General features: G+C 56.1%; 17 protein-coding genes. 3 read left to right on the top strand and 14 right to left on the bottom strand.

Annotated elements, in window-relative coordinates; all coding sequences use genetic code 11:
* Positions 1 to 102: 102 nt before the first annotated feature.
* Both ACQUQU_RS14000 and speA read right to left on the bottom strand, forming a co-directional pair.
* A complete protein-coding gene (locus tag ACQUQU_RS14000; RefSeq protein WP_430460322.1) occupies positions 103 to 1,278 on the bottom strand; it encodes a hypothetical protein in 1,176 nt (391 codons plus the stop codon).
* Positions 1,279 to 1,521: 243 nt separating this feature from the next.
* A complete protein-coding gene (speA, locus tag ACQUQU_RS14005; RefSeq protein ID WP_430460323.1) occupies positions 1,522 to 3,447 on the bottom strand; it encodes a biosynthetic arginine decarboxylase in 1,926 nt (641 codons plus the stop codon).
* Between the two features lie 362 nt (positions 3,448 to 3,809).
* On the opposite strand from speA, the gene ACQUQU_RS14010 reads away from it, so the two are divergent.
* Positions 3,810 to 4,430: a YdeI/OmpD-associated family protein gene (locus tag ACQUQU_RS14010; protein WP_430460324.1), complete on the top strand. Its 621-nt coding sequence runs from the start codon at positions 3,810 to 3,812 to the stop codon at positions 4,428 to 4,430.
* A gap of 173 nt (positions 4,431 to 4,603) precedes the next feature.
* Positions 4,604 to 5,629 (top strand): prolyl oligopeptidase family serine peptidase, encoded by a 1,026-nt coding sequence (locus ACQUQU_RS14015; RefSeq protein WP_430460325.1) that lies wholly within the window; start codon positions 4,604 to 4,606, stop codon positions 5,627 to 5,629.
* A gap of 54 nt (positions 5,630 to 5,683) precedes the next feature.
* Here the strand turns inward: ACQUQU_RS14015 and ACQUQU_RS14020 are convergent, their stop codons facing one another.
* The 7 genes from ACQUQU_RS14020 to rpsF all read right to left on the bottom strand — a co-directional run bounded on the left by ACQUQU_RS14020 (position 5,684) and on the right by rpsF (position 10,666).
* Entirely contained in the window at positions 5,684 to 6,211 is a 528-nt protein-coding gene (locus ACQUQU_RS14020) for a GNAT family N-acetyltransferase (RefSeq protein WP_430460326.1), read from the bottom strand.
* The gene (locus tag ACQUQU_RS14025) at positions 6,208 to 6,816 is read right to left on the bottom strand and encodes a GNAT family N-acetyltransferase (RefSeq protein ID WP_430460327.1); all 609 of its coding nucleotides are present in this window, start codon (positions 6,814 to 6,816) and stop codon (positions 6,208 to 6,210) included. Before ACQUQU_RS14025 ends, ACQUQU_RS14020 begins: the two co-directional genes overlap by 4 nt.
* An 81-nt stretch (positions 6,817 to 6,897) precedes the next feature.
* On the bottom strand, positions 6,898 to 8,286 hold the full coding sequence (gene dnaB / locus ACQUQU_RS14030; RefSeq protein ID WP_430460328.1) for a replicative DNA helicase: 1,389 nt from the start codon (positions 8,284 to 8,286) through the stop codon (positions 6,898 to 6,900).
* 223 nt (positions 8,287 to 8,509) lie between these two features.
* A complete protein-coding gene (gene rplI, locus ACQUQU_RS14035; protein WP_430460329.1) occupies positions 8,510 to 8,956 on the bottom strand; it encodes a 50S ribosomal protein L9 in 447 nt (148 codons plus the stop codon).
* 24 nt (positions 8,957 to 8,980) lie between these two features.
* Complete coding sequence (locus ACQUQU_RS14040) at positions 8,981 to 9,841, bottom strand: hypothetical protein (protein WP_430460330.1); 861 nt, start codon at positions 9,839 to 9,841, stop codon at positions 8,981 to 8,983.
* A 154-nt stretch (positions 9,842 to 9,995) separates the two neighbouring features.
* The gene (gene rpsR / locus ACQUQU_RS14045) at positions 9,996 to 10,226 is read right to left on the bottom strand and encodes a 30S ribosomal protein S18 (RefSeq protein WP_228345153.1); all 231 of its coding nucleotides are present in this window, start codon (positions 10,224 to 10,226) and stop codon (positions 9,996 to 9,998) included.
* 14 nt (positions 10,227 to 10,240) lie between these two features.
* Positions 10,241 to 10,666 carry a 30S ribosomal protein S6 gene (rpsF, locus tag ACQUQU_RS14050; protein ID WP_430460331.1) on the bottom strand — a complete coding sequence of 142 codons (426 nt, stop codon included), beginning with the start codon at positions 10,664 to 10,666 and terminating at the stop codon, positions 10,241 to 10,243.
* 265 nt (positions 10,667 to 10,931) lie between these two features.
* Here rpsF and ACQUQU_RS14055 point away from each other — a divergent pair, with 265 nt between their 5' ends.
* Positions 10,932 to 13,877 (top strand): hypothetical protein, encoded by a 2,946-nt coding sequence (locus ACQUQU_RS14055; protein WP_430460332.1) that lies wholly within the window; start codon positions 10,932 to 10,934, stop codon positions 13,875 to 13,877.
* Positions 13,878 to 13,910: 33 nt separating this feature from the next.
* On the opposite strand, the gene ACQUQU_RS14060 is transcribed toward ACQUQU_RS14055, so the two are convergent.
* The 5 genes from ACQUQU_RS14060 to ACQUQU_RS14080 form a co-directional block, all read right to left on the bottom strand.
* Positions 13,911 to 15,413, bottom strand: a complete 1,503-nt coding sequence (locus ACQUQU_RS14060; RefSeq protein ID WP_430460333.1) for a lipid A-modifier LpxR family protein — start codon at positions 15,411 to 15,413, stop codon at positions 13,911 to 13,913.
* Positions 15,414 to 15,633: 220 nt separating this feature from the next.
* Positions 15,634 to 17,172, bottom strand: coding sequence for a cytochrome-c peroxidase (locus tag ACQUQU_RS14065; RefSeq protein ID WP_430460334.1), 1,539 nt, complete (start codon positions 17,170 to 17,172; stop codon positions 15,634 to 15,636).
* Between the two features lie 471 nt (positions 17,173 to 17,643).
* Positions 17,644 to 18,015 (bottom strand): hypothetical protein, encoded by a 372-nt coding sequence (locus tag ACQUQU_RS14070; protein WP_430460335.1) that lies wholly within the window; start codon positions 18,013 to 18,015, stop codon positions 17,644 to 17,646.
* Complete coding sequence (locus ACQUQU_RS14075; RefSeq protein WP_430460336.1) at positions 18,008 to 18,487, bottom strand: Bor family protein; 480 nt, start codon at positions 18,485 to 18,487, stop codon at positions 18,008 to 18,010. The genes ACQUQU_RS14070 and ACQUQU_RS14075 overlap by 8 nt, the downstream gene beginning before the upstream one ends.
* Positions 18,488 to 18,492: 5 nt before the next feature.
* A complete protein-coding gene (locus ACQUQU_RS14080) occupies positions 18,493 to 19,845 on the bottom strand; it encodes an ATP-binding protein (RefSeq protein ID WP_430460337.1) in 1,353 nt (450 codons plus the stop codon).

Genomic DNA, 19,845 nt, shown 5'->3' on the forward strand with positions numbered 1-19,845 from the left:
GCTTTAACGCAGGGATAAAGAAACGCCCATAAAAAAAGACCGTTTATACGGTCTTTTTTTATGGGCCATTTTTTAATCCACAATGAACGAGCAATGCGCTATTCAGAACGTAAACACCAACCCCACGGACGGGCCAGCGATGCGCATGCTGTCGGTTTCCAGCGACCGGTAGGATAATTTCCCGGACCAGTTGCCGCTGCCGATCTGCATCAGCCACTCGGTGTCATCCAGCTGCAGATTCAGGCCATTCACCGATGTATTGCGGAACCCCACGCTGAATGATTCATTCAGCAGCAGGCGGCCGCCGTAATACATTGCCCCTGAGGAGGTCACCGACTGGCCATCCATCGAATAGTGACCCCCGCCGAAATTCAATTCAATGCGGTCAAAAAACATCATTCGGTAGGTCAACATCACCTGCTGTGTGGTCAGCCGGTCGCTTGAGTTTTCCTCGCTGTAATTTCCCTGCCGCAAAAGCAGGGCAACCGGTCCATATCCGGCCTCCAGACGCAGGTCATTCCAGTGCGTGCCATAGGTGCCATCGCCCACAGAAAAATCGGCCTGCATAAACGGCAGTAAATGATCACCCGGCTTTTTGCGGGTGTAACCGGATTCATAGGGTGTATCCAGTGCCCCATCGCTGGCCGGACTGACCGAATAACCGTCTGGCGATGATGCCAACGAGCCGGTCAGGCCTGAGCCTTGTACAAAACCCTGGCCTTGTGCATTGCTCACATCCGCTTCACTGGCTGACGGTGCTGAATATCCGGGGCTTTTGGTCGGGTCATCTGGATTGTCTGAGCGTTCACTATTCTCTGCGCCATTCTTCGCGTCATTCTCCGCATCATTCTCAGCGGCTGCATCAGTCCTTATCTCTGCCGTGGTTACAGATTCCGGGGAGGAAGTATCTGAGGGCCATTGAGGATTCCCGGCAGCAGCGTCGTCCGGGGCAAACGCAGATTCCGCTTTTGCCGCGCTGTTTGCCCCACCCTCTGCCAGCACCCGGAAGAACAGCTCAATAATGCCTTCCAGCAAACCACCCATCAGACCGGAGGCGTCAGCGTCAGACCTGCCGCCCGATGAAGTGGATGAGGAGCCAGAATTACTGCTACCCGACGATTTCGGGGATTTCGCCGATTGTTCAAAATCCGCGAGAGCGCCGGCCTGCACGGGCACAGCCGCCAGTAAAAGCACCACAAACAGAGCACGCATCAGAAAATCCTTTTCATACCGGTAAACAGCAAGCAACAGAAAACAACAGACAACAACAGACAACAACAGACAACAACAGACAACAACAGACAACAACAGACAACAACAGACAACAACAGGAAGTATAATTCAGAGGGGCAGGATAACCGATATGGAAAATACGTAACCAGCGTTCCCACAGAATAACCAATGGGTTAAGCCGGAGTTCAGAAACGAGGGATTTAAAACAGGCGATACCAGTGGGACGAAACCGTGAAAGCCGGTTATCGCCTCTGGCAATTCAGAGAACGATAACCGACAACCATCGGCTTATTTAGACGTTTTCAGATAGGTGTAACCGTTCAGACAGGCTTCATAGAAGTCGGTCCAGCGCACACCTTCGCGTGGTTTGATATGACCATTGGCGACCTGGCGGTCGATCATGCGTTTAACATCCGAAGCCATGGCCTGCGGGTTGTATTGCATAATGGTCAGCACGTCTTTTACCGATGAACCGTGTACGACTTCTTCGATATAGAAATCTTCCGGATCATCGTCGTAGCTGAAAATATGTACTTCGTTCAGACGACCAAACAGGTTGTGCATATCGCCCATCACGTCCTGATAGGCGCCGGTCAGGAACATGCCGACAAAATACGGTTCACCCGTATTCAGTTTGTGCAGCGGCAAAATATGGGTAATTTCACGGCCAACGGCAAACTGGTCGATTTTGCCATCGCTGTCACAGGTAATATCCACCAGCGAGCAATTAACCTGCGGCTTTTCGTTCATGCGCGTCAGCGGCACCACGGGCAGCAACTGGTCGATGGCCCAGGTATCCGCCGCCGACTGGAAAATCGAGAAGTTACACAAATACTGCGAGGACAAACTGTACTTCATGTCCTGCAGTTCATCCGGGACGTATTCCGCATCGGCCGAGCCGTTACGGATTCCTTCCATGATCTGCCAGTAAAGGGTTTCGATTTTCGCCAGTTCTTCCAGACTCAGTACGCGCAGCTTGAACGCATCAATGGCCTGCTCTTTGTAGCGCGAGGCGTCGTTATAGGCGCGCTGCAGATTATCGCTGTCGTTCAGGCTCTGCAGAATGTCGCGCATATTCGAGACAAATAAATGCTCGCTGTCGGCCGCCGAGGTATCAATGCCGGCGCCGCTGGCTTTGATCTCGCCGACAATCTGGGTCACCACGCAGCTGTGGTGAGCGGTAATGGCACGGCCACTTTCGCTGACCAGATTCGGATGCGGTACGTCTTCGAGATCGCACACTTCTTTCATGCCGTGCACGATATTGGCCACGTATTCCTGCATGCTGTAGTTGCGCGAGGAATCGCTGGTCGAGGCCGTGCCGTCGTAATCGATACCCAGACCGCCGCCGACATCAACGTAATCGAGCGGAAAACCCATTTTATACAGTTCGGTATAAATGCGGGCACCTTCGGTAATGGCTTCCTGCACCGAGCGGATATCGGTCAGCTGACTGCCGATATGGAAATGCAGCAGCTTGAGGCAATGTTCCATGCCCTGCTCTTTGAGGTAACGTGCCGCGTGAATAATTTCGGCGATGGTTAAACCGAACTTGGCGCGCTCGCCACCAGAGCTCTCCCACTTACCGCGACCTTTGGCGGTAATTTTGGCGCGCACACCAATAATAGGATCGATACCCAGTTCCTTGGCGGTTTTTACCAGCAGGGTTAATTCCGAATATTTCTCGACCACCACCACCATGCGGTTGCCAAGGCGACGCCCCATCAGCGCCAGACGCATAAATTCTTCGTCTTTATAGCCGTTGAGCACCGTCAGTGAATCTTCGTTGGTGTTCATTGCCAGTGCGGCCAGCAGCTCGGCTTTAGAGCCCGCTTCCAGACCGTATTTAAATGGCTTACCGGCGTAGACGATTTCTTCTACCACTTCGCGCATCTGATTCACTTTAATCGGATACACACCGCGGTATTCACCCTGGTAATCGCATTCACGGATGATGTCGGCAAAGGCGCTGTTCAGACGCGTTACCTGCGAACGCAGAATATCGTGAAAGCGCACCACCACAGGAAACTGCACGCCTTCCTGCTGAATCTCATTGAGGACGGATTTGAAATCGATGCGGACCGATGGGTTATCCGGGTCCGGCGTAATGTGCAGGTTGCCGTTATCGCCGATACGGAAATAGCCAGCGCCCCAGCGTGATACGCCGTAGAGCTGCTCGGCATCCTCAATCGTCCATCCGGTTTCTGACGTCATAGGGTTACTCCTGAAGCCTGTCGATGAAAACAACTACCCAACGGCAGAAGATTAGTCGCTTTCCAGTCTAACGCCTGCGGCCCGGCGATGTAACCGTCTGGCCTGCCGGGAGCAGACGCTGCGTGTGACAAACCCAGCAGGCGACGCGTTTCAGCCGACAGTGCGGAGAATCACAGGCTTATAAGCCTTTGTTCTGGCTGAAAGTACCGGACGCCGGATGCGTGCGGCAGGGAACTCAGCGCCGCTGACTCAGTCTGGAAAAGAGACTGAAGCGAGCGCTCTGATTATTGACCCACTCATCAACGAACCACAGTATGCATCCGACGCCAAACCCAGCGGTGCAACATCAGGAAGAGCACACAATGATTACGGATATTAACGATTATTTTGCCAACGGCTGCGGACGCTGTGATCGTTTCGCCAGCGACGATTGTTCATCCCGTCTTTGGGCAGAAGGCCAGAAGCGGCTGCGCGCCATCTGCACCAGTCTGAATCTGGACGAAACCGTTAAATGGGGACATCCGTGCTACGTGTATAAGGGCCGGAATATTGCCCTGATCGCGGCCGTGCGCGGCGATTTTCGTCTGAATTTTTTCAACGCGTCGTTGCTGAAAGATACGGCAGGCATTCTGGAAAAGCAGGGCGACAACACCCGCCACCCGGATACGGTACGCTTTACCGACGCCAACCGGGTCAGCCTGCTCGAACCGACGTTACGGGCCTATTTGCAGGAAGCCATCGGCTATGCAGATGCCGGCATTAAACCTGAAAAAGTCAGTACCGAGATGGAACTGCCGTCCGAACTGGCCGGCGCCCTGGAAGCCGACCCGCAACTGGCCGAGGCTTTCCACAAGCTGACACCCGGTCGCCAGCGCAGCTACGTGCTGAATCTGAACGCCGCCAAAAAATCCGAAACCCGGATCGCCCGTATCAGCGGATTCCGCGAACGGATACTGGCCGGCAAAGGTCTGAACGAGCGCTGATTGTGATGCTGAAGATGTTCTTTTTTAAATTGCTGCACACTGGGCGACGCCTTGCCATTTTATGGTTGCCGCTGGCTTTTGGTTTACTGTTTAACACGGCTGACGCAAACGACAATAGCGACAGGAGCGATAAGAGCGATACGACCAGCCAAGGTATACATCCCCAAGCCCACGTGCGTGCAGAAACTCCGCTGCGTGCCCTTACGCAGCTGAATAGAGAGGCTCAACGGCTCAGTCGCGACGATCAGTCTGATATTCTTTTTTATGTGCTGCCTGCCGCGCAGCGCGATGGCACCCTGCTCTACATACTGCAAGGTTCCGACTGCAACAGCGTGCTGACGAATGACGCCATTCTGAGCGGCTTCCGTCAGGTCTGGCCGGCTGCCGATCTGTTATTAATCGAAAAATACGGCATTAACCGTACGCTCGCATATTCTGCGGATGCCGAAAGACCCGACTGCCCGGCCGGGACTCTGCGGCACGATCATCCGCAGCAACGACTGACCGACAGTATGCTTGTGCTGAATCAGCTGATGGCCAGTGGTGCTTATCAACGTCTGATTATTCTGGGTGGCAGTGAAGGTGCCGTCATCGCCAACCTGATCAGCGCACAACGCGCCGACATCGCCGCCACCATTGTATTCAACGGTGGCGGCCGGCGTTTTATCGATGACGTTCTGCACAGCATAAAGGCCTCCGTTCCGGAAGGACCTGAGCGCACTGGCGCCATCAATGGCTTTATGGCCTTTGCGAACAGCCTTGATGCTGAACCAATTGCTCTGCGACCCCATAAAAGCAGCCCGGAGAAAGAAAGCCGTTCTGAACAAAAAGTGGCGAACAAGCAGAAAGATGAAGGTGCGAGCGAACAATCCGCCCATGAAAATACAATCGTCAGCGGCCATGGCATTCACTGGTGGCAACAGATGCTGGCGCTCGACCAGCAATCGATTCTGCAGTCCGTTGATTCCCCCGTACTGATCATTCAGAGCCAGCAAGATAAATCCGTTGCACCGGAACAGGTCGATCTGATGCTCAAAGCCCTGACGCAGGCGGGAAAAAACAATATTCACTACCGGATGTATCCGGAACTTGATCATCAGCTGAAGAAACCAAACGGATTAAACAACCGCGCCTGGGTAATTAACGATATTTCGGGCTGGCTTACGCCAATATTGCAGAATACGCCGGCCGGACAATAAAAAACCGCGCGATTAAGCGCGGTTTTTTATGGCGGTTACAGCGCTGAAAATGGATCAGTCCGTCGACAGGCGGGACCACAGGCTGTAGCTGATCATCTCACCTTCGTATTCCTGCTGTGCCGGCAATACGCCCTCGCGGGTAAAGGCCAGCGCGGTCAGCAGATCTTCATGCGCGGTTGCGCCTTCGCAGACGCGCATTTCCAGACGGTGCAGACCCAGCTCAGAAAATACAAAATGTTCTACGGCTGGCAGCACCTGCTGCAGCATGGCCAGATCACTGCTATCGGCCAGTTCCCACTGCAGCTGTGCTGCGCGCAGCATCCAGTTAATACGCTGAATACCGATACGTGCGCGCAGTTCGCCGGCGCCATTTTCCACCAGCCAGAAAGCGGCTTCGCGGGTTTCAAAACGCATGGCCACACGACGCAGTTCATCCATGGCCTGGGCGTCAACGCTCATGGCCTGACGCGGGATATGATCAACCACGTCCTGACGGCTCATTAATGCGTACAGTGCGCTGGCATCCTGATCGGTGACCGGCAGACGCAGGGTGAAATCACCGGCGGGGAAATTCCAGTTCATTGCGCGTCTCCCTTACTGAAGGATTTATCCAGATTCTGCCCCGGGTTGTCCTGCTCTCCCAGACGACCGGCAACCGGTCTGGCTTCTTCGCGCAGCAGGTGGAATTGTTCGACGTTGGCAAAGCCGTTGTCGCCGGTCCGCCAGCCGTCGCGCAGGGTCGCGAAATGCTGGAAACCCAGCGTGCTCAGCATGGTTTTAATGTCGTCGCGCTGACCGGCAATCCACTGATAACCAAAATTGCGCACGTGATATTTCTGCGCCAGAAAATCCATACAGGCTTTCAGCGCGGCGCCGCGTAATGGCGCCGTTAATTGCGGCAAGGCATCAACGCGCATCATCACGCGCAACTGAGATGGCTGCCAGTCAAAGGCACTGACCATGCCCAATACGGCACCGTCCGCTTCCAGCAGCCACATCATGCCGCGTTGGGTTGCGGCCATCTGCACGCTGTAATCGACCATGCGGCTCATGTGTTCAATATCATCCGGCACACGCTGGCCCGGCAGTTCAGGCTGCTGGTACAGGGCCAGCATAGCCTCGGCATCTTCGTAGGTCAGTGGTCGTACACAACCACCGTCGAAGGAAAGTTCGGGAGTGAATTTCATAAAAAAAGCCTGAAGTCTGAAGCCAGACGCCTGAGGCTTGCGACGGTCAGAGCAGACGCCGCAGCCAGGCGCAGAAGCTAATTAATACTCGTCGTCACGGCTGTCGTAGCCGTGCGCCAGATTTTCAAAGCGGGTGAATTTACCGATAAACGCCAGACGGTCGATACCAATCGGACCGTTACGGTGTTTACCGGTAATGATTTCGGCAATGCCTTTGTCCGGCGAGTCTTCGTTGTAGACTTCGTCGCGGTAAATAAACTGAATAATATCCGCGTCCTGCTCGATGGCGCCGGATTCACGCAGGTCGGAGTTCACCGGGCGTTTGTTCGGACGTTGTTCCAGCGAGCGGTTCAGCTGCGACAGGGCAATCATCGGACAGTTAAATTCTTTGGCGATGGCCTTCAGCGAGCGCGAAATTTCAGAAATTTCCTGGGTACGGCCTTCGCTCTTGCCAGACACCCGCATCAGCTGCAGGTAGTCGACCATGATCACCGCCAGATCGTTGTTGTTTTCGCGGTAGACCTTACGCGCACGGGCACGCATTTCCTGCGGCGTTAAAGCAGCGGTATCGTCGATGTACAGCGGCAGGTCTTTTAATAAATTCACCGCAGCCGAAAGCTTTGGCCAGTCTTCGTCGATTAATTTACCGGAACGGATACGGGTCTGGTCGATTTTGCCGATGGACGACAGCATACGCATCACGATGGATTCCGATGGCATCTCCATACTGAACACCAGACACGGGCGCTTGGTGGCCAGCAGGGCATTTTCTACCAGGTTCATGGCGTAGGTGGTTTTACCCATGGACGGACGCGCCGCGACAATCACCAGGTCGGCCTTCTGCCAGCCCGAGGTGCGGTTGTCGATTTCGTTAAAGCCGGTGGTTAAACCGGTCAGGCCGTCCGGCTGGTTGAACATGGCATCCAGCTGGTCGAGGGTATTTTTCAGAATCGGCGCCACCAGCTGCGGGCCACCGTCCTGACGGTTACCTTCGGCAATCTGGGCAATGGCTTTTTCGGCGTCGGAAATCAGGGTTAATGAGCTTTCGCCTTCGGTTTCGTAGGCGCGCTCCATAATTTCGGAGGCCGCTTCAATCAGGGCGCGTTGCTGCGAACGTTCGCGCACAATGGTGGCGTAGGCAGCGCAGTTGTCGATGGACGGTGTCATGTCCACCAGACGGCTTAAATAGGCGGCACCGCCGGCTTTTTCCAGCTGCGCGCGTTCTTCCAGCTCTTCGGCCACGGTGACCACATCGACCGGCTGTTCCTGATCGACCAGATGCTTGATGGCGCGGAATACCAGACGGTGATCGTGACGGTAGAAATCGCCGTCCTGCAGCAGCTCAGACACAGCTTCCCAGGCACGTTCATCCAGCATCAGGGAGCCAAGAACGGATTGTTCGGCTTCAACCGAATGCGGCGGTGTGCGCAGGCTGGTCTGGGGTTGTTCGCTTTCGTATTCGTCAGTCATACGGTGTCCGGCAAAAGAAAAAGCCCATTCGTCGGTGAGCCCTGATAACGCCTGATCTGTTTATAAACGAAAAAGGCACTATCAGCGGGTCTGCTGAAAAGACCTTAATCTGCTATGAGTAACTTCCCAAAACGAAAAAGGCACTATCAGCGGGTCGCTAATAGTGCCTTAATCTGCTCGTGCCTGCCAGTTAGCAGGCGGTCAGAAGCGCTTGCTCTGGCAATTACTCTGCAACAACGTGCAGTTTCAGAACAGCTTCAACTTCCGGGTGCAGGTGGATAGCAACTTCGTACTCACCTACGTTACGGATTGGACCTTCCGGCAGACGAACTTCGGACTTGGCAACTTCAACGCCAGCCTGAGAGATCAGGTCAGCGATGTCGCGGTTGCCCAGGGAACCGAACAGTTTGCCTTCGTCACCGGCTTTAACAGCAACAGAAACTTCGATCTCTTCGATCTTGGCAGCGCGTGACTGAGCGTCAGCCAGCTTAGCAGCAGCCTGAGCTTCCAGTTCTGCACGACGGGCTTCGAACTGTTCTACGTTGGCTTTGGTAGCCGGAACAGCTTTGCCCTGTGGGAACAGGAAGTTACGGGCATAACCAGGCTTTACGTTTACGGTAGCGCCCAGAGCACCCAGGTTTTCAACTTTTTCTAACAGAATAATTTGCATGATTCATTCCTCATTACAGGGCGGCTATGCATCGCCTGCCGTGTCTTTTAGTCGCGCGCGGATGTTCAACAGACTGTCCAGCAGCGCTACGAAAATTAGTAATGTGTACATGTAAGGCCCGAACACAAACAGCGCGACGTAAATCAGCACTGTCCATCCCGGACTGGCCTTTGACTGAGTCAGCAGACCATGGAACAAGGCCAGACCAGCAATGACGAGCGGCACGGTAAACACCGGTGTCACTCCTGCCAGCGCAGGCTCAAGCTGTCCGGCTGCCAGACTGACCAGCAAAGCCGGCAGACTGTAAGCCAGGGGCAAACGCAGTTGTTTAAATTCGGTGCCGAAGCCGCCGGGGTTAAACAGTTTGGCTTGCCAGTAGCGTCCCAGTAACAGACACAAAATTGTGACCAGCACGTGCAGAGCCGCAAGGACTCCACTGATCATCGGTGCCACCAGAGGCGTCAGACCCGCCAGAAGTTCCGGCTCATCTTTCAGCGCTTCGGCGATCACGTTCTGACTGCTTTCCTCCACCAGAGGCAGAACCTCGGACAACAGCAGGGGCAATATCAGATAAGCGATGATCCCAAGACCTGCTGCCAGCATCACCGTCCAATCTAGACGGATCGTCTGACGCAGACTGATTGCAAGGGCGCTGGTGCCCAGAGCAATCAGAAGCGGAGTCGGATCACCGGCCGCAGCCCAGGCAATTGCCGGGAGCATTGACCAGAGAACTACCCGTCCTCCTTCACGAACACCATGACGCAATATCGCCAGAGCCTGAACTGCTGCTCCTAACCAGAACAACAGGGGAATAGCCAGACAGAGTGCCGCCGCAACAGTTGCCTGTTTGCGACCGCGCATTGCCCATTGCGCCAGTGCGTTCATATTTTTTAACTCAGTCCGTCAGAATCAGGCGTCGTCGAGGCCGATGAAGCAAGGCAAAAATGCCCAAGGAAGCGGAGTGTATAAGTTATACATGAGCATTCCGCGGGCATTTTTAACGCCGCTGCATCAACGCAGACAGCCTGAAACGAAAAACTTAGTTGTCGTGCTGATCAGTGTACGGCAGCAAAGCAATGTAGCGCGCGCGCTTGATTGCTGTAGACAGCTGACGCTGATACTTAGCACGGGTACCAGTGATACGGCTTGGTACGATCTTGCCGGTTTCAGTGATGTAGCCTTTCAGTGTGTCCAGATCTTTGTAGTCGATCTCTTTCACGTTCTCGGCGGTGAAACGGCAGAACTTACGACGACGGAAAAAACGTGCCATGACTGTGTCCTCTCTTATTCAGCGTTGTCTTCTGCAGAATCATCTTCTGCATCATCTTGATCGTCAGCTTCTTCGGCTTCAGCGCGTTCAGCGCGTTCTGCACGACGACGATCTTCGCGGCTTTCAGCTGCTTTGATCGGAGACACTTCGGTCACAGCTTCGTCACGACGGATCACCAGGTTACGCAGAACAGCGTCGTTGTAACGGAAGTTGGTGGTCAGTTCGTCCAGAACTTCCTGAGTACATTCAACGTTCATCAGGATGTAGTGGGCTTTGTGCACGTCGTTGATTGGGTAAGCCAGGTGACGGCGGCCCCAGTCTTCGAAGCGGTGGATTTTACCGTTAGCGGTTTCGATAGCGTTGGTGTAACGCTCTACCATCGCTGGAACTTGTTCGCTCTGATCCGGGTGAACCAGGAACACGATTTCGTAGTGACGCATTGTCAGCTCCTTGTGGGTTATAGCCTTCCGGCCCATCCGGTAAGGCAAGGAGACCGTTTTTCACTGCAGGGTGTAAACAGCGCCTGCAGCCAAACTACGGAGAAAAAGGAGCGCGGAGTCTACCAGAACCCTTCCGGCGGTTCAATATTCAACCAATCCGGCTGTTCCGCCGTCCCTGAATGACAACTGAATCAGATGTACGGCTTTCATTAACAAGGGGTTAAGTCCGCCGCGCCGACAATGGCGCCAGACTGAGGAGCCCCTTATGCACACGGACATGATCACCATGCACACTGAACATTCGCCAGCCAAGCGCCTGCGCACCCAGCCACGCAACCCACTACGCAACCTGCTGCACAGCACCCTGCTGGCCGCCGCCCTGAGCGCTATTGTCGGCACCGGCCTGCTGATGCCCGCGACGGCCCAGGCCGAAGCGCCGCTGGCGGTTGCCTGGGAGCAACCGGGCGAACACTGGCTGAGCTTCGACAGCGCCCACTTCCATCTGCACTATAAGGCCGAGCATCAGGCTCAGGCCGAGCGCGCCGCCACCATCGCCGAGCAGGCCTGGGCGCAACTGACCGTGCGCCTTGGCTGGACACCGGAAGACCGGGTGCACATAGTGCTGACCGACGATCACGATTTCTCTAACGGCTGGGCGCATCCGCTGCCCTTCAACCAGATCCGCGTCTTTTTAAGCCCGCCGGACGGCAACAGCACGCTGGAGCAGTACGACGACTGGCTGCATCTGCTGATCACCCACGAACTGACTCACGTGATTCATGGCGACATGGTGCGTGGCCTGCCCGCCGCCATCCGCAACGTTTTCGGCCGCAATCCGTGGACCTTTCCCCACGCTTACACACCGGGCTTTATGATCGAAGGCCTGGCGGTGTACACAGAAACCGATCTGCACGCCGGTGTTGGCCGCGGCGGCAGCACGCTGTACGACGCCATGATGCGGATGGAAGTGATGCACGGTATCGACGATCTGGCCGAGATCACCGCGCCGCTGCGCGACTACCCGCTCGGCAAGCAGTACCTGTATGGCTACTACTACTGGAAGTTTCTGGCCGAAACCCAGGGCGAAGATAAAATCCGTCTGTATCTGCGCCGTTATTCGGGCACCCTCATCCCCTACTTTCTGCAGGACAGATACGCGCGCATGACCTTCGGCAAAAGTCACAGCGCCTTGTGGAACGACTTCCGCCAGTGGCTGTACGCGCGCTTCACACCGGAAATCACCGAGCTGCAGCAGCAACCCCTGACCGCCATGCTCAGCCTGTCCGACCCCGCCGCCGGCATCACCGCCAGCGCCACGGACGGTCAGTACCTGTATTACCTGCGCAACAACGGCGAAGACCGCCGGGCGCTGATGAAAAAAGACCCGCGCACGGGTGATGAAACTGAGCTGCTGAGCCTGACCGGTATGTCCGATCTGGATATCAGCGCTGACGGCGACATCGTCTACACCCGCACCATCAACGATGTTTCCGGCCGCTTGTACAGCGACCTGTTCCTGCTCCGGGACGGCCGCGAACAACGCCTGACCCAGGGCGAACGCTACCGCAACGTGCGCTGGCTGCCGACTGCATCCGGCAAGCAATTGGTGGCGAAAAAAATTGACGGCGGCATCAGCCAGCTCGACCTGCTGACCGCCACCGGCGAACGGGTCCGCACGCTGTGGCAAGGCACTCTGGACGACGTGCTGGGCGACTTTTCGGTGTCTCACGACGGCAAGCAACTGGTCGCCAGCCTCAAGCGCGCCGGTGCCGGCTGGAATCTGGAACGGCTGCCGCTGGGCAGCGCCTCCCATCTGGAATGGCTGCCTCTGACAGCCACCCGCGCCATGGAAACCAGCCCGCGTTTCAGCGCCGACGATCAGAGCATTCTGTTCAGCGCCGATTATCGCCATGAGCCGGAAAACATTGCGGTGTTTAATCTGTACCGCCTCGACCTGAACAGCCTCGACGTCCGCCAGCTGAGCCACGTCGACGGTGCCCTGCTGCAACCGCTGGAAATGCAGGGCCGCCTGTACGCTCAGTCGTACAACGCCGACGGTTACCGCCATGTGGAGCTCGACAACACAGGCACCGACAACCACTTTGCCCTGACCAGCATGGCCGGTCGCTACGACTACACCAACCATTATCAGACACTGGCCGGCCATTCCGGCGCGGACAATTATTCGCCGCTGAACAGTCTGGCGCCGACCAGCTGGATGCCGGTGTGGGCACGCTCGAGCGAGCGCAACACGCTCGGTGCACAGATCAGCGGTGGCGATGCACTGGGGCGTCATTTGTACGATCTGATGCTGGCCTACGACACCACCAATCAGCAGACCGAACTGGCATTGAGCTACAGCTTCGACTCGCGCTGGGAGGTCAATCTGCTGCGCAGCCACGAGTATTATTCCGACCCCGCGCAGACGGAACCGGGTATCCGCCGGCACAGCATTATCGAAATTGACCGCCGCCATCTGTTCAGCCAGTTTGAAAATACGCTGGATATGACGCTGGGTGTGCATCGTGACGACGACCGCCAGATTCAGGCCGGAGGCGATCAGAACGCAGCCGACAACACGCAGAAAAGCCTGGTGGGCGTGCGCCTCGATTTCGACAACCGTGAAGCCTGGGCAAAATCCATCAGTCCGAGCTGGGGCACTCAGGCGAATCTGATCTGGGAAACCAACGATGTGCTGAGCAGCGATTACAGCGGCGATGTTATCAGCGCCAGCCTGAGTCATTTTATCGACCTGCCGGGTAATTCCGTGCTGGCCGCCCACGTCAGCGGTGCGTATGGCACCGATGAGCCCGACCGTTTCGAATTAGGTGGCAGCGACAGCGCGTTAATGGCGCCATTATTCGGCCGGACCCATTGGGGATTACGCGGCTACGAAAGCAGCGCCCAGACAGGTACCCGCATTCAGGTCAGCAGCCTCGAATTGCGCCAGCCGCTGTTCAGTGTGGAACGCAATCTGGGGTTATCACCGTTTGGCCTGGGCAACCTGTACGCCACGCTGTTCGCCGAAAAAGGCGCGGCCTGGGACAAAGGTGAGGATGCCGATTATCTGTCCAGCGTCGGTGTGGAACTCACCACCGAAGTGGTTCTTGGTTATCAGATGTTGCTGCCGGTGCGGATTGGCTGGGCCAATCCGCTCGACGACAGCCGCAAACAGGAAGAGCTGTATCTGAACGTGGGTTATCAGTTCTGATGCAACCACCAAAAGCACGGTGATGCGGCCGGCTCAGTCCGGCCAGTTTTCCTGATTGTGGGCCGCCGACAAAATCAGAATGGCCGGAATCACATACGCCCCCCACGAATTTTTCACCTCCAGTGCCAGCTCGGCCCAGCCGTGTGGTTCAACCTGCTCTTTGGTTTCTTCACTGCGGTATTTATAACGCACATCCAGCGCAAAACTGTCGGCGTAGCCGACACGCACGCCGAACGACGCCGAGAAAATCACCGGTTTGCGCGTTACCTCAAGCACTCCACCCTCACGCATTACAGCATTGTCACTGTCCGGGTTCGCACCGGACGGCACCTGAATACCGCCTTCGAGCAGATAATTGGAAATCACATAATGCACCGCCGTATCGGCACTGAAACGCGTGTACACGCTGTTGTGGCGGCAGCTTTTCAACACCGCATCGCGCAGCCCGGCGTTCAGGTCCTGCACACTGCGCGACACTTTATCCATTAATCCCATCAGCGTGGCTTCGTCGCGCCCTTCGGCCAGTGCATGGTCAATGGCTTCAATCAAACCGGCAACACGTAAATACGCTTTATTGGGAATGTAGTGATTTCCGTCGCGGTATTTTTTCAGCTGGGTGCTGGCGTCGAGCAATTGCAGACGGGCGGTGACCATGTCTTTCGCGGTAAAGGATAAATTCACCATTTCGGCCGCAGAATAGCGTTCACACTGCGTCATGGCCGGCCAGCTGATGGCCGCCTCCATGCCGTAACCCAGACGGTTAATAATGGTGCCGGCTTCAACCAGCGAAAAGCGGCTGATGCGCGAATCACCGAACAGCAGCGGCTGCTGCCACATGTGCGTGGCGAATTTTCCCGAATATTGCAGCGCTGCCCGGTCGTCGACCTGTGACTCCCAGCCGTCAATCGGATACGGCCCGGTAAACGGATACTGGTGCGCGTTTTCCTGCATCCAGCGCCCCTGCGCCAGCGGCCCCACCACGCCCAGAGAAAACTCGTGCTGCTGATACCCTTCCAGCCCGCTGATCACCAGATCGCGGCCGAAAAAAGCCCAGGCGGCAAACGGGCGATCGTAATATTCGGCGTTGCTCAGGTGCTCATAACCAAAGGTATCCACATGACCGCGCCCGGCGTCTTCGTACGGCGTGTACATCTGATGGCCCATGGTGTAACCGTAACTCACCAGTTTCAGATCGCGGTTGGTGGAACGCCCCATCGGCAGTTCGCAATCGTCGCCGGATTCCGCACAGGAAAATCCGTACAGACGGAAATTATCGTAGAGAAAACCGGGTTTCAGGTGGTAGAGCTTACTCACGCGCATGGCGTTGGTGTAATACTCGTCGGTGATGTTTCTGCCGGTCAGGGCGTCGTTTTCAATGCTGCTGTACCACACGGGTTCTTCGCCTTCGGTGTACAGACGTTCAAACTCCGGCGCGTGGGTCAGCAGTGAAAAAACTGAAAAACTGGCAGCATCCTGCGCGTGCAGAGGCAGGGAGAATAAGCAGAATAAAACAACAGGCAGCAACGTCCGTTTCATAAAATACTCGTCCTGAGAATGAAGCGGCGCCAGCATACGCTGGTCAGGCGAATTTATGAATAACGGCACATGAGAAAAACAACGCCGCGGACAATGAGTCTGCCAATCCGCAACAATGCGGGCTGACGGCCGCGCTTTTCAGAAAGCGCCGATATTGCTGAACGCCTGCCAGTAAAAAACCCGCCGTAGCGGGTTTTTATTTTACTGAAAGCGCGTTCGCTTAATTGCTGGTCAGCGGCTGACTGTTCTCGTCCACCGCATTCAGCTGCTGGCCACCAGCACCGCCGGCACTTTCATCCGGAATCCATTGCGCCAGACAGCTGGCATCGGTCACACACGGATCGGTCAGCGCCTGCATAAAGCTCACCAGCGCGGCCACTTCGCTGTCGCTCAAATCAGTATCCAGCAGTTCTGACAAACCACTTTCCTGATCGTCAGCCAGTTTGCTCAGCGCCGCACGGGTATTGCTTTCAGCATTCGGGTACAGGGCATCGCAGTCACTCACAGAGCTCAGCTGCGCGACCGACTGACACCAGGTGACGCTGGTCGCAAAGAAATCATCCACCGCATCGGAGGCGTTCAGATGATGACGGATCACACCTTCCAGCGTGTCGTAAGCACCGGTGTGACCGTACGGGCCGGTCACTGCCACGTTCAGCAGTGTTGGCGTGCGGAATGCGTATTGGTCAGCCAGCTCTTTGGTTTCGCGGTAACGACCGAAATCGTCGTCGCCATCGGCGCCGTCGCCTTTACCCTCACCAAACTGGATCATGGCGATGTTGTAGAATTTCTCGTCGGTAAAGAAATCGCCACCGTGGCAACTGCTGCAACCGGCACCGCCGTCAGCCTGAGTGGTAAAGAACAGGCGGGCACCCTCTTTTTGCGTTTGCGTCAGTGCGTCGTCATCACCGGCCACATAATCGGCCCAGGGCGTGGCGACAAACACCTGGCTGTTTTCGTACGCCGCAATGGCATCGGCGATGCGGGCGTAAGTAATCAGATTACCGACGTCGGCCTCGGCTTTATAAACCGCTTCAAACTGTTCCTGCCAGTCGTTGGTGCCGCTGCTGTCGGCATCCGGTGTTGACAGTTCAGCCACCAGCCCGGCCAGTCGTTGTGACAGGTGATCACGTACAGCGGTGTTGCTGTTGCCGCTTTCAAATGCAGTGCCACGCATTTCGGCCGCCGACGTCACCGGGAAGCGGGCCTGCGCCACCACCAGATTATTGCCCGCCTGCGCATCCGCGCTGCCAAATGGCGAGTCGGGCGTGCGTATGCCGCCGGCGCTGCCATTTTTACCCGGAATTTTGCTCAGCGATTCAACGCGGCCGTCGTGAAACAGCACCTGATCCCAAAGCGCAATATTAAAGGTGGTCGGTGCATTGCGCGGCACTGTCGGCACAACACTGTCAGAGTGCGTACGACCCGGGCCCAGCAGCTCCGGTGCATCGGCACCAACGCCGATTGGCAGCGATAAATCATCGCCACCGCCCAGCGCCGGATGATGGCAACTCACACACGCTGAATCCTGATCACCACCCAGTGCGGTGGTAAAAAATAACTGCATACCCAGCTGGGCTTTGGCCGATTTAATGGAAGGAATATCGCGACCAGCGCTGGCGTCTGCCGTCAGATTCTGTGCACTGATAATATCGCGCAGCACCGCATCATTATTATCGGATTTATTATTATCGTCGTTACAGCCGGTCAGACCCGTTAACATAATACCGGCAAGACCCATGGTGAAAATGCTTTTCATTCTATCTCTCTTCCGTTAGACCTGTTAATAACTGCACTTTTACCCATATCCCCGCCAAGCGAAGCCGCACAACGCCTGAGCCAATCCCTAAAAAAGCCCCACAAAAGCCCACGCAGACACCAGCACAAACACCGGAAAATGCCGCAACCGGACGTTAGTTATTTATTAATATTATGGTCCGGCAACCATGAATCCGGGCAAAAGGGCGGGCGCGATATTAACGGCTTATGCGCGTTTCGCAATGGCTTATTTGGAATATACGAAATGCGACTGGATATTCGCTTTTAATGTTAATTACATCAAATAGCGCAAACAGCAGAGAATCTGGCATTTACCGGCGGGATAACCCCGACAGGCGTAAAAAGAAGTGGCAGCCGGAGCGGACAATGTTAACCATTCACCGGCGATTCCAGTGTCATCCTGAAAACACCTGTGACGCAGAGTAACCCGGAAAAGCCTCCACCAGCGCGCTTATTGCGCGCAGGTGGTTTCTACCGTCCACGGCATGTAGGGATTAATCCAGTAAAACAGTGGTATCACACTTTCGGCGGCGACGCCGGCAATACTGGTCACCAGACCGTTATTAAAGGTGTATTCCACCGTGACTTTCTGCCACGGTTTCCCCAGACACTCCTGATACAGATTCAGCGGCGGGCTGATTTCAATCATGCCGTCCATAGCGGTGTCGTGCCAGCGCGACGGCAAGGTATTGGCGACCTCGCGGTTGGCCGGCAGGTCGTGGGTAAAATGAATGGTGCTGCAGCCGCCGAGCAGCAGTACTGGCACACACATAAGCGCCAGCGTCTGCGCCACAGGCCTTTGTTTGCAACCTGAGTTACTCATGCGCACCTCCATCTGCCGGTGCACTGTGCAGCGCCGCGTTTTCCGGTGCCGTGCTTTCCGGTGCCGTGCTTTCCTGTTGCGTGCTTTCCTGTGGCGTGCTCTCCGGAATCTCATCTTTCTGCGTCAAAGGCATCAGCATCACGGGCTGAGTTTCGCACCACACCTTGGCAGTACGCGGCGAATAAATGCCCAGCGTCACCAGCCCCTGCAGCCAGTCGGCCAGTGTGGTCACGGCCTGCATCTGCATCACGCGCCGCTGCCCGCAAATGAGGCTGGTATTCACTTCATGCTCACCGCTCAGACCAAACCAGTAAAAGGGTTTGCTGACCTGATAATCCGGCTGCGCTGTGTCCTTTTCGCCACCGTAAGGGCGAATGGTCACGCTGGAGCAGGCGCTCAGCAGCAGGAAGGCCGGCAGCATCAGTGCCAGCCAGTCGCGCGCTGTGCCGCCGCTTATTTTTCTGAATGTCATACGCATTAAATTCCCTGACTGCGTCCGGCAAATTCGACACGGAAACTGGCTCCTCCGAGAGCCGACTCGCCAATACTCAGCTGCGCCTGATACTGGTGTAATAAATCCGCCACCAGCGACAAACCCAGCCCCTGGCCTGCGGCCACTGTATCCAGCCGCACACCCCGTTGCAAAATCCGCTCACGCTCACCCGGCGCAATGCCCGGACCATTATCATCGACCTGCAAATACCAGCCGCCACCGGACGCCGGCCGTTCGCCACACAAAACCCGCACCTGACCACGGCCATACTTGCAGGCGTTATCCAGTAAATTACCGGCGATTTCCATCAGGTCATTTTCGTCGCCGGTGAATACCTGCTCACCCACACTGAGCTGAATATCCACCGCCCGCTCAGCGTACACTTTCAGCAGCGCGGCACGCAGTGACGCGAGCATGGGTTTGACCGGCACACTGTGAATACTCAGCGCCCCGGCCTGATTCACCGCCCGCTGTAACTGGAAGCGGATGCGGCTGCTCATCAGCGCCACCTGTTTATTCAGCTCGTCTTTGTCGGCCGCCGTTAACGCCTCCTGCGCCACCAGCCCGGTAATAACCGCCAGTGGTGTTTTCAGACTGTGCGATAAATCCGCCAGACTGTTGCGGTAGCGTTCACGCTGCGCCTGTTCATTCTGCAGCAGCTGATTCAGGTTCGACGTCAGCGGGCGTAATTCCTGCGGATAATTGCCCGATAAATCGCCTTCTTCGCCATGCTTCAAACGCTGCAGCTTTTCCGCGACCGAACGCAGCGGTGCCAGCCCCCAGCGCAATACTAACAACTGCATCAGCAACAACAAGACGCCAAACGTACCCAGCGCCAGCATCAGGCCGTCGGCGTAGCGGCGCAACTGCCGTTGCAGCGGCAGAAAATCTTCGACCACCGTCAGCGTAAACCGGTCGTCGGCGCGTTCACCGAAGCTGACGCCGAAACGCGCCAGCATATACGGATGCTCGCCGCGGCTGGCAAGACGGTACTGCCAGTCGCCGGGCTTAACCGCCACCGCCTCAAACGGTGGAAAATGTTCCGCCGAGCGCGACTCCCAGACGATCGCCAGATTGCCGTCGAGCACGCGTGCATACAGGCCGGAATCCGATTCGTTAAAACGCCCTTCAGGCAGATAATCCGGCAGCGAAAATTGTCCGTCGCGCACATCCGCCAGCGCCAGAATCGAAAAACTGTGCAGCCGCAGGCGTTCTTTCATGCTCTCACTCTGTGCCGCGTAAAAGGATTGATACAGCCACAGCCCCACCGCCGACATCATGATGGTCAGCAGCAGTGCAGTGAAAATAACAATCCGGGTACGCAGCGAGTTGAGCAT

Origin of the sequence: Thalassolituus sp. LLYu03, from assembly GCF_050507655.1 — a bacterium.
In the GTDB taxonomy this organism is placed as follows: Bacteria; Pseudomonadota; Gammaproteobacteria; order Pseudomonadales; family Oceanobacteraceae; genus Venatoribacter.

Excerpts from the sequence above, each read along its gene's own strand:
- speA (WP_430460323.1), bottom strand. The coding sequence starts at position 3,447 with ATGACGTCAGAAACCGGATGGACGATTGAGGATGCCGAGCAGCTCTAC.
- ACQUQU_RS14010 (WP_430460324.1), top strand. The coding sequence starts at position 3,810 with ATGATTACGGATATTAACGATTATTTTGCCAACGGCTGCGGACGCTGT.
- ACQUQU_RS14020 (WP_430460326.1), bottom strand. The coding sequence starts at position 6,211 with ATGAACTGGAATTTCCCCGCCGGTGATTTCACCCTGCGTCTGCCGGTC.
- ACQUQU_RS14025 (WP_430460327.1), bottom strand. The coding sequence starts at position 6,816 with ATGAAATTCACTCCCGAACTTTCCTTCGACGGTGGTTGTGTACGACCA.
- dnaB (WP_430460328.1), bottom strand. The coding sequence starts at position 8,286 with ATGACTGACGAATACGAAAGCGAACAACCCCAGACCAGCCTGCGCACA.
- rplI (WP_430460329.1), bottom strand. The coding sequence starts at position 8,956 with ATGCAAATTATTCTGTTAGAAAAAGTTGAAAACCTGGGTGCTCTGGGC.
- ACQUQU_RS14040 (WP_430460330.1), bottom strand. The coding sequence starts at position 9,841 with ATGAACGCACTGGCGCAATGGGCAATGCGCGGTCGCAAACAGGCAACT.
- rpsR (WP_228345153.1), bottom strand. The coding sequence starts at position 10,226 with ATGGCACGTTTTTTCCGTCGTCGTAAGTTCTGCCGTTTCACCGCCGAG.
- rpsF (WP_430460331.1), bottom strand. The coding sequence starts at position 10,666 with ATGCGTCACTACGAAATCGTGTTCCTGGTTCACCCGGATCAGAGCGAA.
- ACQUQU_RS14055 (WP_430460332.1), top strand. The coding sequence starts at position 10,932 with ATGCACACGGACATGATCACCATGCACACTGAACATTCGCCAGCCAAG.
- ACQUQU_RS14060 (WP_430460333.1), bottom strand. The coding sequence starts at position 15,413 with ATGAAACGGACGTTGCTGCCTGTTGTTTTATTCTGCTTATTCTCCCTG.
- ACQUQU_RS14065 (WP_430460334.1), bottom strand. The coding sequence starts at position 17,172 with ATGAAAAGCATTTTCACCATGGGTCTTGCCGGTATTATGTTAACGGGT.
- ACQUQU_RS14070 (WP_430460335.1), bottom strand. The coding sequence starts at position 18,015 with ATGAGTAACTCAGGTTGCAAACAAAGGCCTGTGGCGCAGACGCTGGCG.
- ACQUQU_RS14075 (WP_430460336.1), bottom strand. The coding sequence starts at position 18,487 with ATGACATTCAGAAAAATAAGCGGCGGCACAGCGCGCGACTGGCTGGCA.
- ACQUQU_RS14080 (WP_430460337.1), bottom strand. The coding sequence starts at position 19,845 with ATGCTCAACTCGCTGCGTACCCGGATTGTTATTTTCACTGCACTGCTG.